Source organism: Legionella micdadei, assembly GCF_000953635.1.
Classification (GTDB): Bacteria; Pseudomonadota; Gammaproteobacteria; order Legionellales; family Legionellaceae; genus Tatlockia; species Tatlockia micdadei.
On sequence record NZ_LN614830.1, the window covers coordinates 1868731 to 1882468 of the forward strand.

Sequence of the window (13738 nt, forward strand, 5' to 3'; positions counted from 1 at the left end):
CAACTTAGTAATGTTCTACCCGCATACTAAGGCTTTGAATAACAAACGGAGGCTCCTTATCCGCTTTTGCATTGAGAATCAAAAGGGAAAACTGGATATTGATCCGGAACTCAGGAACATTGAAAGCTTGTTCTACTCTCCAACCTTGAAAACCAGCAAAGTTGCCAGAGGCTACTATTACTGGGCTAGTTAATGGCATTGGGTGCAATGTAAGGTGTTCGGAATAAATTAAATTCAGTTTTTCATGAAAAAAATTAACCATAGGATCCCACGCGGCCTGAGTATAATTTATACGTAAAGCCTCAATATCAGAAGGCTTCTCAAGATAACTAGCTGAAAGTGTTGCCATTAGGGTTTGCTGCGCCCAACTAGCAACATCATTATCACTATAGTCGTAAGCAAGCGAGACAATAGCAAGAGACATTGCGCACGCAAATTTGGCATAATAAATTGCTTTCATAGCCAATTCCTAAATAGGATCCATCCATAAATAGGTTTTACCTAATACCTATAATTAAATACTAGATGAAGAATGGCTAATTATACAGTCATGCCTTTATTTCTTGCTTTTTCAATAATCTCCGGAGTATCCAACCGGAAATAACCTGGAGTAATCTTAATTTCGGAAGGAGTTTCGCTAGGTTGCAAATAAACAAAATAGTTATCCGAAACCTCAACCTCCATGATATCATCAATTGGAATATTGTCATCACAATGAGATTCAAGTAAGGATAACCCTAGATCTTGCTTTGCCCTAGCAAGAGCCGCAGTTTTAGTCGATTCGACATAAAATTTAACTTCATGCAATTCGCCAAAATAATTTGGTTTATAACCTCCAAAATTCACAAAGAAAAGCGTTTTATTTATCTTTGAGGAACTAGGGCTTTTCTTATCAATGAGTATTTCGTGACCATCTATGTATTTGAGTTCAATCACCGCATCAATATGCAGCCTTTTATGAACACCAAACCATTTATTTACCAGTTTTGGGTAAGTTTCTTCTAGCGAGGCTCCAACGACAAACACAACATCATGCAATTCAGTATTGCACCCTTCTGCTCGGCCACCCAATAAAACTGCAAAAAGTTTTAACATGTTAACATTTCCTATGATTAATTCTGGTTAACAATTCGCCCCAAACGATTAATAACTAATTTTACTATTTCCCCCTCACTGTTTTGTAGAGTAAAGTGGCCGCTACTTGCTGAATGGTTTAATTCTGAAGCAAATAATAAGTATTTTTTAGAATAAAAACCTTCCCAACTAACCTTAATTCCTTTTTTTAGCCAAGCCCATTGGTGAATAATTTTGTCTTGTTCGGTGTAATGATGGTTCTTATTATCGACAAACAGTATCATTCCCTCAGACCAATCCACTGAATTTGGCAAAGGTGTGAGAATAAGGGGTATGTGGTGCAGCAGTGCCATATTTCTCGTGTAACGAACAGCAGTGCTTATTTCGCGTTCAAGAACTTGTAATTTATTATTCTCAAATACTGAAAAGCCTAAGGGCAAACATAGAGCAAATGATAGACTGATTATCATCAAACTCACTAGCATTTCAATAAGGGTTAACCCATTATTTTTAAACATTTTCTTCCATTAAAATTTGTTTGAGCTTTGTTAAATCCTCAAAAGCCTTTCTTTTGTCGATTGGATTGCGTAATAAGTAAGCTGGATGATAGCTTACCATGAAAGGAATGCCATTATACCGATGAAGCGCCTTTCGGAGCTTATTTAAAGGTAGTTGTTTTTTTAACAAGAACTGCCCCGCAAATCGTCCTAACGCAAGAATTAGTGTAGGCGATATATAATCGATCTGTTGGGCAAGGTAAGAACTGCATTGTTCAATTTCTTCGATAGCAGGATCACGATTATTCGGTGGTCTACACTTCAAAACATTCGCAATGTAAACATCATTTTCATTCATCCCGACACTTTGTAGCATTTGATTTAATAAGTTGCCTGCTTTACCTACAAAGGGCAAACCTTGTTGATCTTCATAAAATCCAGGGGCTTCCCCAATGATCATTAGCTTTGCTTTTGGATTGCCGCGAGAGAAGACCGTTTGCGTACGGGTTTTATGCAGAGGGCAACGACTGCAACCAGCAACTTCTTGAGCTAGTATTCTAAGATGATTTTCACAAGATGGGCTAGGTTTGCGCATTACCCAGGTCTCAATCCCCATGGTCTGCAGGTAATATCGAGCTAACTCTTCTGGCCCATTTGATTGGGACTGTAGATAATTCCCTTTCATTGTCCGAGGCTCATTTAGTGCAAATTCAATAGTAAGTCTTGCACAATTTTTTCTGGATTAGGCGCTGCGGTGATAGAGCGCCCAACTACTAAAAAATCACTACCTAATTCTAAAGCTTTAACAGGCGTCATCACTCGTGTTTGATCGTTCACTTCATCACCCGGAAGCCTAATCCCTGGTGTAACCGTAAGAAAAGAATAGCCATAGGATTTTTTTATCATGGGGACTTCATAAGCAGAACAAACAACACCATCCAATTCTGCATCATGGGCTAATTTTGCCAGCCTATCTACTTGCGCCTCAACAGAGGAGCTTAATCCGATTTCCGGTAAATCCTCCGCTCCAAAACTGGTTAAAACGGTTACAGCGATTAATAATGGTCGACTAGCGCCATAAGGTTCGATTGCATTTTTTGCGGCTTGCATCATCCTCAAACCACCCGAAGCATGAACATTAATCATCCATACTTCTAGCTCAGCGCAAGCTTTACAAGCTTGCGCTACAGTATTGGGAATATCATGAAATTTTAAATCAAGGAAAATCTTAAAACCTTTCTTTATCAAATTGCGAACAAAATCGGTGCCAAACAAAGTGAACATTTCATTACCAATTTTTAACGCACATTGATCCGGATTTAATTTATCAACTAAAGCGAACGCATCATTTTGATTATCAAAATCAAGCGCTACAATAAGCTTTAAACTCAACTTAAGCCTCCACCAACTCGTTAGAAAGCGATTTTTGTACAGCATTCGCTACCGTTTGTTGATCTTCCAAAGTCATATATGGGTGCATGGGTAGGCTCACTACATGCTTACTCGCTTTTTCTGCGCAAGGGAAATCACCAATTTGATAACCGATATACTTAAGTGCTTGCTGTTGGTGCATCGCCACAGGATAATGAATTGCAGTGGGAATACCTAACACTTGCATATTTTTTTGAAAATTATCGCGGTTTGGAACTTCAATGGTGTACTGCGCATAAACACTGACGTTGCCTGGCATGATCGTTGGTGTCTTTACGAAGGGAGAGAGTAACTCCTCGTATCGCTGCGCAACTCTTTGACGCATAACAATTTCATCAGGAAACAATTTTAGTTTCTCAAGCAAAATGGCTGCTTGAATTGTATCCATACGACCATTAATTCCTATACGGCTATGGCAATAGCGCACATTTTGTCCATGATTGCGGATTTCGAACAATTTTTCTGCCAGAACATCATCATTTGTAAAACAGGCTCCAGAATCTCCATATCCACCTAAGGGTTTCGAGGGGAAAAAGCTAGTACAACCAATTGTGGACAGCGCACCTGAATAAACACCATGATAGGTAGCACCAAAACTTTGAGCTGCATCTTCTATAACCGGTAAACCATATTTTTGGGCAATACGATTGATAGGCTCCATATCCGCACATTGGCCATAAAGGCTTACTGGCATGATGGCTTTTGTCCTGGCAGAGATTTTAGCCTCAATTTTTGCAGGATCAATATTATACGTAACAGGATCAATGTCGACAAAGACAGGCTTAGCTTGACACAGCGCAATCACCTCAGCTGAGGCAAAAAAACTAAAAGGACTTGTAATAACCTCATCACCAGGTTGGATATCTAGCGCTAAAAGAGCCATTAATAATGCGTCAGTCCCACTTGAATTCACAATCACATGCTTTACACCTAAGAATTCAGCAAGTTGTTGTTCAAGTTTGCTTATTTCAGGCCCCATAATATATTGGCCATGTTCTAATACTGTTTGAATGCTGCGTAAAATATCTTGTTCAATTAACTTATATTGTTTTTTAAGATCAATAAATTGCATAATTTTCTCAACATAACGAATAAAGGCCTAAAGCCGTAGTAATAGTTTGATTCTACCAGTAACCTAATTCCCCACTGCTACTAAGTTAAGCTCATCTATGCATAAAATCATCGTCTATGAAGGTTTAGATCAATCTCTTAGTCGAGCCCGGTAGATTCCTGCCTTCGCGAGAATGGCACTTCGTTTAACTTAACAGCCGCAATCTAGTCCCCTTCCAATCCATGAACAGGCTTCATTCTACCCCACTGTTTACAACTTGGGCAATGCCAATGCAAATGTTTACCTCCAAAACCACAGTGCCCGCATCGATAAATCGGTTTATTATCCAGAAACTTGCTAGTAATGTCATACAACATCTGTAATTTATCTTTCACTTTGCCATGAGCCGTTTCAAGATGCCAAAAAATAAGACGATTTAATCCTCTAATTGATGGATGGGTACTCAATTTTTCTGATACAAAATCAATTGCTAGATCCATGCTTTTTTCGCGTCGTAAAAATTCGGCGATCACAAAAATGGTTGATGCCCTCGGATGTTCAACCAAAGTTTGCTGTAAGTACTCAACACATTCCTGCATCTCATCGAGCTCTCGATAACACTTCACCAAGGGTTCAATAATTTCGCTAAGAAATTCAGGATCTTGTTGTGGTACGCGTTTTAATGAGCGGATGGCTTGCTTGTATCGCCCATGTTGCATATCAAGTGTCGCCTGCATAAGGCTAGCACGTACTGACATTTTATCAATCTGCAACGCCTGCTTAGTCGCATTTTGCGCTTTATCGAGAGCATTATTTTTTAAAGCATGACTGGCAATTTCACAATAATAGTGTGCTGCTTGAGTATGCATGCTCTGCCCAGCTGATAGTTCTAACTTTTTCAATACCTCTAACGCTTTTTCCCAAGCTTTTTCTTGTTGATAAATTGCAAGCAAACCTTGCAGACTGCAAGTTTCACTACTGCCGCCAAGTTCAACTACCTCTAAAAAGATACGCTCAGCCCTATCAAATACACCTGCGCTCATGTAGTCTTGACCCAGAGCCATTAAAGCTTCCTTTCGTTCCCTCAGACTTAACTGGGGCCTAGCAATCAAATTTTGGTGAATCCTTATAGCTCGGTCTACTTCCCCACGACGGCGGAATAAAGACCCTAGCGCAAGATGAGTTTCAACAGTATCGCTATCGACTTCTAACAACTTTATAAATACGTCAACTGCCTTGTCAGGTTGTTCGTTTAGAAGATAATTTAGGCCAACAACATATTCACGAGATAAACGATTATCAAATTTCTTCTGTTTATCTAAATAGTTACGGCTTGCTACCCACCAACCAGACCAAGCGGCAGCAGGTAACAGTAATGGCCATAAATCGATCATTAAAGCTCTCCATCTTTAATATTTCTTTTGATTCCTGTCTACGCCTGGATCTTACAGACAGTGGAAACGCAAAGCCTTGCACCGAAATCTCACCACAGGGCTATCGAAACCATACTTTTGTCTCCTCAGTCCATAAGGATCCCATAAATACCAAGATCTTCACTCAGTGAGGATTCGCATACCTAGACAAGGCATGTGAAGCAACTGTAGCCTAGGATTCAATCTTTAGAATCCGAGTTGCAACTCCTACCTCTAAGCTTACTGACTACAAGAAGCCTAAAGCGTTCGCTTCGAATATCAAACAGACAGATAATAAATTTTCAATCCATATAGGTCAATTATGTTAATGTTGATCCTTAAGAGGTATCGACCTTAAGTTTTTAATTTCTTTTTCAGTCATTCGCAATTGGTTTCTAATTTTTAAATAATCGACTTTGAGCCGCCAATAACGATATAGAAAAAACAAAAAGCCTAATAATAGTCCGACACCAAGCATTATGATCATTAATACAGACACAGGCATGCTAACTGTCTTAAAATAAAAATTAACTTGCACCGAAGAAGCATTCAAGGCAGCAAAGCTTACACCCAGTACGATTAGAATTAAATAAATTAACATCATAAATAGGCGCATTATTTCACCTCTGAAAGCATAAGTTCAGGAATAATTGAAACGAAAAAAAAAGCGTAGTTTCCTACGCTTTTCATCTTGGCTGAAGTGGTTACTCACCTTCTTTACTTGCCATTTTTTCTTTCAATAGATCACCCAAGGTTGTGGAAGCGACTTCACCACTGCGCGAATATTTTTTAATCGCCTCAGCTTGGTCTTGAGCATCTTTTGCTTTAATAGAAAGGGATATGGTGCGATTTTTCTTATCCACATTGATAATTTTCGCCTCAACCTCATCACCTTCTTTAAAGAGAGTTGAAGCATCATCAACGCGATCCTCAGAGAGTTCGCCCGCACGAATTGTGCCAATGACATCAGAGGCTAGTTCAACAGTCACTGTCTTGGCATCAACTGCAGTCACTTTACCTTTAACTACAGAACCTTTTGCATGCTCTTCAACATAGCTTGTAAATGCGTCTCCTTCGAGTTGCTTCAAGCCTAAAGAAATACGCTCACGCTCTGGGTCAATGGCGAGAATAACTGCTTCCAACTCTTGACCTTTCTTAAATTGCTTAACAGCTTCTTCACCAGGAACATTCCAAGAAATATCTGACAAGTGAACCAAACCATCAATATCACCATCTAGGCCAATGAAAATTCCGAAATCAGTGATAGAGCGGATTTTTCCATGTACTTTTTGACCTTTGCTGTGTGTTTGAGCGAATTGATGCCAAGGATTACCTACGCATTGTTTCATTCCAAGGGAAATACGGCGACGTTCTTCATCAATTTCAAGAACCATCACATCAACGACATCCCCCATTGATACGACCTTGCTTGGATGCACGTTTTTGTTGGTCCAATCCATTTCAGACATGTGAACTAGGCCTTCTACACCTTCCTCAATTTCAACAAAGCAACCATAATCAGTAATATTGGTAACCTTACCTTGTAGTTTTTTACCAACCGGATAACGCTCGACTAAATCTACCCAAGGATCATTGCCGAGTTGTTTCATGCCTAAAGAAACACGATTGCGTTCGCTATCAAAGCTTAGTACTTTAACCTTAACATCTTGACCAACAGTCAGTACTTCACTTGGGTGTTTAACTCGTTTCCAAGAAATATCAGTAATATGGAGCAAACCGTCAATACCGCCTAAATCAATAAATGCACCATAGTCGGTAAGGTTTTTAACAATACCGTGAAGCACTTGGCCATCATGTAAGGACTCAAGTAAAGCTTGTCGATCGGCACTGCTCTCTTCTTCGACTACTGCACGGCGGGAAACAACGATGTTGTTTCGTTTCAAATCCATTTTAATAACTTTAAATTCAAGCTCTTTACCTTCTAGGTAAGATGGATCACGCACTGGCCTGACGTCCACTAAAGAACCAGGCAAGAATGCGCGGATAGAGCCGATTTCCACTGTGAAGCCGCCTTTGACTTTACCAGAAATTAAGCCGGTTACTGTCTCATTATTTTCGTGACATTTAGACAATTTACGCCATGCTTCTTGACGCTTAGCTTTTTCCCTGGATAGCAATGTTTCGCCATAGCCATCTTCTACAGAATCGAGAGCAACCTCGACTGTGTCACCCACATGCACTTCTAGTTCGCCATTTTTGTCCTGGAACTCCTCAACAGCGACGATACCTTCGGACTTTAGGCCAGCATTCAGGGTAACATAATCCTCATCTATCCCAATCACCTTTGCCGTGATAATTGCACCTGGATAGAACTGCGCGCCAGCGATACTTTGCTCAAATAATTCTTTGAAACTTTCAGACATATTAATAAACTCTTTAGTAAAATTATGGAAAAACAAGATCCAACTTATTTTCCCCCCCAATAAACACCCACCTTATGAAGGTATGGCTCTAAGAAGATCGATTCATTCCCACTATAACAAAATAGCCTCAATGCACTAATTGCTTTAAATACGCTTATGGCATATTTTCACATTAATGCTGAAGCTTGTTCTAGGGAAGTGATGTCCAATCCTTCTTAACTACGAAACAAGTGTTCATCCACTAATTTTAATACATGATCGAACACCTGTACAATAGATAATCCAGTTGTATCAATCAAAACCGCATCCTCTGCAGGTTTTAAAGGCGCATGTAATCGCTCAGTATCTCTTGCGTCACGTTTAGCCAATTCATCAACAACTTCGGCGAGGCTAACATCAATTCCCTTTTCTTTCAACTGAAAATATCGTCTTGATGCTCTTTCTTCAGGTGTAGCGTATAAATAAACCTTAAGCACAGCATCAGGAAAAATCACAGTGCCCATATCTCGACCATCTGTTACCAGTCCAGGCGGTTTCGCAAAAGCACGTTGACGTGCAAGCAATGCTTCCCTTATTTCAGGAACAACAGCTATTTTAGATGCATCTTGCCCACATTGCTCTGTTCTTAAATTATCAAAGACATCTTTATTATCAAGAATAACCTGACTTTTATGATGTGGATTTGTATCAAAACGTAAATTCAAACCATGGGCAAGCTCCACCATAGCAGGAGTATCCTTAAAATCAATTCCTTTATTTCTTGCTGCAAAGGCAAGAACACGATACAAACTTCCACTATCAAGCACATGCCAATCTAAATGATTTGCAAGCATATGACAGATCGTTCCCTTTCCAGTTCCGCTTGGACCATCAATTGTGATCACAGGAACATTTCTATCAGACTTCATTGTTTATTTCCTTTATCGCCAATTTAATCTTATTGGCTGTATCAACAAATGTTGGAAATGAAGTTGCGACATTAACACAATCTTTTATAGTAACTGGACTCTTAGCTACAGCACCTGCTATAGCAAAAGCCATAGCAATGCGATGATCGTGATAGCTATTTACCTCGCCACCATTCAATTTCCCACCATTAATATATAACCCATCTTCAAATGCTTGGGATTCAATGCCTAATTGCTGCAATCCAGCAACCATTGCACCAATACGATCACTCTCCTTGCAGCGTAATTCTTTCGCACCATGTAAAAGAGTTTGTCCTTTTGCACATGCCGCCGCAATGAAAATGACTGGAAATTCGTCAATAGCCAATGGAACAAGGGCAGTTGGTATATCGATCCCCTCAAGGGTTGCGGATTTAACGACAAGATCAGCAACCAATTCTTCTCCACAGAGGCGTTTGTTGCGAAGGGTAATATTTGCTCCCATGCGGGTTAAAATTTGAATTATGCCTGTTCGTGTAGGATTAATACCTACATTTCTAATCAATAGTTCTGATCCTGGTATCAGCGTTGCAGCTACAATAAAAAAAGCAGCTGATGATATATCCCCAGGAACAGTAATATCAGTACCCAAACATTCGCTTTCGGAGTTAATAATAATCGTATTCTCCGCCTTTTGAATCGGGTAAGAGAATGTTGTTAGCATTCTTTCGGTATGATCACGAGTAAATCCGGGCTCTATAACCCTAGTTTCTCCCTGGGCATACATTCCAGCAAGCAATAAGCAGGATTTAACTTGTGCACTTGCTTCTGGCATTTCATAAGTAATGCCATGCAGAACGTGGCCGCCACGAATATGCAGAGGAGGACGGCCTTCTGTGGTTGTGATTTCAGCGCCCATTTGCATCAGAGGACGGCTCACTCGTTCCATCGGCCGCTTCTGTAGACTTGCATCGCCATTCAGCTCACTGTCGAACGGTTGAGCTGCAAGGAGTCCCGCGAGTAGCCGCATACTGGTACCAGAATTACCACAATCGATCACCTCTTTAGGCTCATTCAAACCATGTTTGCCGACTCCATGAATCACGACACGTTGATTTGCTTGTCTTTCAATCTTCACACCCATAGCCGTAAAAGCCCTTAGTGTTGCGAGACAATCTTCACCTTCCAGAAAACCGCTTATAGTTGTCGTGCCTTTTGCAATCGAGCCCAAAATAATCGCCCTATGCGATATTGATTTATCTCCGGGAACCGTTATCTCACCGCGAATGGCCTTTACCGGACTGCTTACAAAATTGAGCATTATTTATATTCCTTAGTAAAATCATCCATGAACTCGATTAAACGATCAACCCCTTCTATAGGCATTGCATTGTATAGGCTTGCACGCAACCCACCCACTGAACGATGGCCTTTTAATGCCAATAAACCTCGCGATTTAGCGCTCTCAATGAATGTATTTTCGAGTTTCGGATCTTTAAGCGTAAAGCAAACATTCACTAAGGAGCGCGCTTCTTTGGCAATTGTGCATTTATAAAAATGCGACGAATCAATGTAGTCATATAGTTTTGATGCTTTTTGGCAATTCACTCTATAAAGCGCCTCGACTCCTCCTTGTTTTTTTATCCATTGAAACATTTTATGGGCTAAATAACAGTTAAAAGTTGGGGGGGTTGCATAAGCTGACTTCGTAGAACTAAAAGTACGGTAATCGAGCATGGTTGGAAGTTCGGTATTTTTGATTGTGCCTAGGAATTCATCGCTGACAATAATGATGGTTAGACCGGCGATAGCAATGTTTTTTTGTGCGCCCGCAAAAATTAAACCATAATCTTCAACATTGATTGGTTCGCTTAATAAACAAGATGTCATATCTGCAACGAGCGGAGTATCATGAATTTTTGGTATTTCCCTGAACCGTACTCCGTTAACCGTTTCGTTGGGTGTGAAGTATAAGTATCTTGTATCTTCTCTCAATTGCCACTCATCTAATGCAGGAATACTTATAAATCCGTTTTTTTCCCCAGTTGCAACACAATAAGCCTGCCTTAATCGACAAGCTTCTTGATAGGCCATGTAAGACCAAAGTCCAGTGACGAGATACCCGGCCTGTTCGGTCGGTGCAAGAAAATTCAACGGAATCATACCAAACTGGGTACGAGCAGCACCACTTAAAAAAAGCACGTGATAGCTGTCAGGGATCATCAATAGAGCCCTCAACTCATGCTCAGTTTGCTCCATCAAAGCAGTGAACTCCGGAGTTCGATGACCGATTTCCATCACTGACATACCGAGATTGTGCCAATCCAATAACTCTTCTTGCACTTCTTTTAAAATTGACTCAGGCAACATTGCTGGGCCTGCGCCAAAATTATAACCTCTACTCATCGTTGTCTTCTTCTATTTCTATCTCATCATCATTTTCATCATGAGACCCGCTAATCTCTTCTATGCGTTGCATTCCTACAACGTATTCGCCTTGATTTACATTAATAAGGCGGACACCTTGGGTATTGCGGCCAATAATGGATATTTCATCAACTTTGAAACGGACTAAAGTACCTCTGTCGGTAATAAGCATTGCTTCATCATTATCATCAACTTGGAGCGCACGAACCACTTTTCCATTACGCTCATTGACTTGGATAGAAATAACCCCTTGACCACCACGTCCTGATACTCTGTACTCTTCTATATTAGTGCGCTTACCATAACCATTTTCGGTTGCGGTTAAAATAGTGCCTTGGGGCTTGGCGACTACAAGCGAAATTACTGATTGATCTTCACCTAAGCGAATGCCTCGTACTCCCCTTGCGGTCCTTCCCATTGGCCGAACAAGGCTCTCATCAAAACGGATTACTTTACCAGCATCAGTGAACAGCATGATGTCTTTTGTTCCGTCGGTGATGTCCACACCAACTAATCGGTCATCCTCATCGAGATCGATGGCAATTATTCCACTAGAGCGCGGACGACTAAACGCTTCAAGTGGCACTTTTTTGACTGTACCGTGTTTTGTTGCCATGAAGACAAAAAAGCCTTCTTGATATTCTCGGACAGGTAACATCGCATTGATAGCTTCATTTTCTGCAAGGGGAAGAATATTAACGATTGGTTTACCTCGTGAAATTCGGCTTGCCAATGGAAGTTGGTAAGCTTTAAGCCAGTATAATTTGCCAAAATTGGAAAAACACAGCAACGTATCGTGCGTGTTTGCGATAATTAATCGTTCAACAAAATCTTCATCTTTTACATTAGTTGCCGATTTGCCCTTACCCCCACGCCGCTGGGCTTGATACGCTGAAAGAGGCTGGTATTTGACGTAACCTTGATGCGATAAGGTAACAACAACATCTTCTTCGGTAATTAAATCTTCGATAGTTAAATCTTCCTGTGAAGCAATAATCTCCGTGCGGCGCGAATCGCCGAACTGAGCTCTAACCTCAAGCATTTCATCTCGAATAACCTGCATCAATCGCTCTGGCGACGCAAGTATCTCAAGCAATTCTTTAATAATCCCTAACAATTCCTCGAATTCTGAAATGATTTTATCCTGCTCAAGTGCGGTTAAGCGATGAAGCCTCAACTCAAGAATAGCTTGTGCTTGATCTGGCGATAGTCGGTAGCCTGCGTCAGTTAGTCCATATTCGCTCGACAAATCATCGGGACGACAAGCATCGCTTCCTGCATTTTTCAGCATGTTTCTGACTAGTCCGGGCTGCCATAAGCGCGCTAAGAGAGCTTCTTTAGCATCTTGAGGCGTGGGTGATTTTTTAATGAGGTCAATCATCTCATCAATATTAGCAAGAGCAACTCCAAGCCCTTCCAATAAGTGAGCACGGTTACGTGCTTTCTTTAATTCAAAAATAGTGCGTCGGGTAACAACTTCACGCCGATGCTTAATAAAATAATCAAGAACCTCTTTCAAGTTAAGCGTACGGGGCTGTCCATCGACTAAGGCAACCATATTGATGCCAAATACATTTTGCATCTGGGTATGAGCATAAAGGTTATTAAGAATAACCTCGGCAACTTCCCCTCGTTTAAGCTCGATCACAACACGCATCCCTTGCTTATCTGATTCATCACGCAACCCAGAAATACCTTCAATACGTTTTTCGCGCACAAGCTCGGCAATTTTTTCTACCAATCGAGCCTTGTTAACTTGATAAGGGAGTTCAGTGATAATGATGGCTTGACGCCCTGATTGACTATCTGTTTCAATCTCTGTTCTTGCACGAACTAAAATGCGACCGCGGCCTGTACGATAAGCCTGTACTATTCCTGCTTTTCCGTTAATAATGGCTGCTGTTGGGAAATCAGGGCCAGGTACATATGCCATCAACTCATCGACAGACAACTCTGGATTAGCGACTAATGCGATACAAGCATCAATCACTTCAGTCATGTTATGCGGCGGAATATTCGTTGCCATTCCTACTGCAATGCCTGAAGAGCCGTTGACTAGCAGATTGGGAATACGGGAAGGCAGGACAACCGGAGCAAACTCGGTCTCATCATAGTTTGGACTAAAATCCACCGTTTCTTTATCCAAATCAGCAAGTAAAGCGTGAGCCACCTTAGACATTCTGATTTCGGTATAACGCATGGCCGCGGCAAGATCGCCATCAACAGAACCAAAGTTACCCTGGCCGTCCACTAACATGTAACGCATCGAAAACGGCTGTGCCATCCTTACAATTGTATCGTAGACCGCCGTATCACCATGTGGATGATATTTACCGATGACATCCCCCACTACCCGGGCAGATTTTTTATAAGGTTTATTCCAATCATTACCCAATTCACTCATCGCAAAAAGAACGCGTCGGTGTACCGGCTTTAAACCATCGCGCACATCGGGTAAGGCACGACCAACAATCACGCTCATCGCATAATCTAAATAAGATTGTTTTAGTTCGTCTTCGATATTAACGGGTATGACTTCTTTGGCTAAATAAACCATAGTGGGGAGGCGTCCTCA

The 13738-nt window shown here is 41.0% G+C and carries 13 protein-coding genes; all 13 read right to left on the reverse strand.

The window, feature by feature from the left end; genetic code table 11:
• Nucleotides 1-4 precede the first annotated feature (4 nt).
• The 13 genes from LMI_RS08370 to gyrA all read right to left on the reverse strand — a co-directional run bounded on the left by LMI_RS08370 (nucleotide 5) and on the right by gyrA (nucleotide 13720).
• On the reverse strand, nucleotides 5-460 hold the full coding sequence (locus tag LMI_RS08370; RefSeq protein WP_052679502.1) for a hypothetical protein: 456 nt from the start codon (nucleotides 458-460) through the stop codon (nucleotides 5-7).
• Nucleotides 461-540: 80 nt separating this feature from the next.
• The gene (locus LMI_RS08375; RefSeq protein WP_045099393.1) at nucleotides 541-1095 is read right to left on the reverse strand and encodes a DUF1543 domain-containing protein; all 555 of its coding nucleotides are present in this window, start codon (nucleotides 1093-1095) and stop codon (nucleotides 541-543) included.
• Between the two features lie 17 nt (nucleotides 1096-1112).
• Nucleotides 1113-1592, reverse strand: a complete 480-nt coding sequence (locus LMI_RS08380; RefSeq protein WP_045099394.1) for a prepilin-type N-terminal cleavage/methylation domain-containing protein — start codon at nucleotides 1590-1592, stop codon at nucleotides 1113-1115.
• Entirely contained in the window at nucleotides 1585-2187 is a 603-nt protein-coding gene (locus LMI_RS08385; RefSeq protein ID WP_082050783.1) for a uracil-DNA glycosylase, read from the reverse strand. The genes LMI_RS08380 and LMI_RS08385 overlap by 8 nt, the downstream gene beginning before the upstream one ends.
• Before the next feature lie 83 nt (nucleotides 2188-2270).
• Nucleotides 2271-2963 carry an orotidine-5'-phosphate decarboxylase gene (gene pyrF / locus LMI_RS08390; protein WP_045099396.1) on the reverse strand — a complete coding sequence of 231 codons (693 nt, stop codon included), beginning with the start codon at nucleotides 2961-2963 and terminating at the stop codon, nucleotides 2271-2273.
• A gap of 1 nt (nucleotide 2964) precedes the next feature.
• Nucleotides 2965-4074 (reverse strand): DegT/DnrJ/EryC1/StrS family aminotransferase, encoded by a 1110-nt coding sequence (locus tag LMI_RS08395; protein ID WP_045099397.1) that lies wholly within the window; start codon nucleotides 4072-4074, stop codon nucleotides 2965-2967.
• Between the two features lie 203 nt (nucleotides 4075-4277).
• The gene (lapB, locus tag LMI_RS08400; protein ID WP_045099398.1) at nucleotides 4278-5447 is read right to left on the reverse strand and encodes a lipopolysaccharide assembly protein LapB; all 1170 of its coding nucleotides are present in this window, start codon (nucleotides 5445-5447) and stop codon (nucleotides 4278-4280) included.
• Nucleotides 5448-5790: 343 nt separating this feature from the next.
• Nucleotides 5791-6069, reverse strand: a complete 279-nt coding sequence (locus LMI_RS08405; RefSeq protein ID WP_231852116.1) for a lipopolysaccharide assembly protein LapA domain-containing protein — start codon at nucleotides 6067-6069, stop codon at nucleotides 5791-5793.
• Nucleotides 6070-6169: 100 nt separating this feature from the next.
• Nucleotides 6170-7849: a 30S ribosomal protein S1 gene (gene rpsA, locus LMI_RS08410; RefSeq protein ID WP_045099400.1), complete on the reverse strand. Its 1680-nt coding sequence runs from the start codon at nucleotides 7847-7849 to the stop codon at nucleotides 6170-6172.
• Nucleotides 7850-8064: 215 nt separating this feature from the next.
• Entirely contained in the window at nucleotides 8065-8757 is a 693-nt protein-coding gene (gene cmk, locus LMI_RS08415; protein WP_045099401.1) for a (d)CMP kinase, read from the reverse strand.
• Complete coding sequence (gene aroA / locus LMI_RS08420; protein ID WP_045099402.1) at nucleotides 8747-10057, reverse strand: 3-phosphoshikimate 1-carboxyvinyltransferase; 1311 nt, start codon at nucleotides 10055-10057, stop codon at nucleotides 8747-8749. The genes cmk and aroA overlap by 11 nt, the downstream gene beginning before the upstream one ends.
• Nucleotides 10057-11142, reverse strand: a complete 1086-nt coding sequence (serC, locus tag LMI_RS08425) for a 3-phosphoserine/phosphohydroxythreonine transaminase (RefSeq protein WP_045099403.1) — start codon at nucleotides 11140-11142, stop codon at nucleotides 10057-10059. Before serC ends, aroA begins: the two co-directional genes overlap by 1 nt.
• Nucleotides 11135-13720 carry a DNA gyrase subunit A gene (gene gyrA / locus LMI_RS08430; protein WP_045099404.1) on the reverse strand — a complete coding sequence of 862 codons (2586 nt, stop codon included), beginning with the start codon at nucleotides 13718-13720 and terminating at the stop codon, nucleotides 11135-11137. Before gyrA ends, serC begins: the two co-directional genes overlap by 8 nt.
• Between the last annotated feature and the right edge of the window lie 18 nt (nucleotides 13721-13738).

Coding starts and splice junctions, on each gene's coding strand:
- LMI_RS08370 (WP_052679502.1), bottom strand. CDS start 460: ATGAAAGCAATTTATTATGCCAAATTTGCGTGCGCAATGTCTCTTGCT.
- LMI_RS08375 (WP_045099393.1), bottom strand. CDS start 1,095: ATGTTAAAACTTTTTGCAGTTTTATTGGGTGGCCGAGCAGAAGGGTGC.
- LMI_RS08380 (WP_045099394.1), bottom strand. CDS start 1,592: ATGTTTAAAAATAATGGGTTAACCCTTATTGAAATGCTAGTGAGTTTG.
- LMI_RS08385 (WP_082050783.1), bottom strand. CDS start 2,187: ATGGGGATTGAGACCTGGGTAATGCGCAAACCTAGCCCATCTTGTGAA.
- LMI_RS08395 (WP_045099397.1), bottom strand. CDS start 4,074: ATGCAATTTATTGATCTTAAAAAACAATATAAGTTAATTGAACAAGAT.
- lapB (WP_045099398.1), bottom strand. CDS start 5,447: ATGATCGATTTATGGCCATTACTGTTACCTGCTGCCGCTTGGTCTGGT.
- LMI_RS08405 (WP_231852116.1), bottom strand. CDS start 6,069: ATGATGTTAATTTATTTAATTCTAATCGTACTGGGTGTAAGCTTTGCT.
- rpsA (WP_045099400.1), bottom strand. CDS start 7,849: ATGTCTGAAAGTTTCAAAGAATTATTTGAGCAAAGTATCGCTGGCGCG.
- cmk (WP_045099401.1), bottom strand. CDS start 8,757: ATGAAGTCTGATAGAAATGTTCCTGTGATCACAATTGATGGTCCAAGC.
- aroA (WP_045099402.1), bottom strand. CDS start 10,057: ATGCTCAATTTTGTAAGCAGTCCGGTAAAGGCCATTCGCGGTGAGATA.
- serC (WP_045099403.1), bottom strand. CDS start 11,142: ATGAGTAGAGGTTATAATTTTGGCGCAGGCCCAGCAATGTTGCCTGAG.
- gyrA (WP_045099404.1), bottom strand. CDS start 13,720: ATGGTTTATTTAGCCAAAGAAGTCATACCCGTTAATATCGAAGACGAA.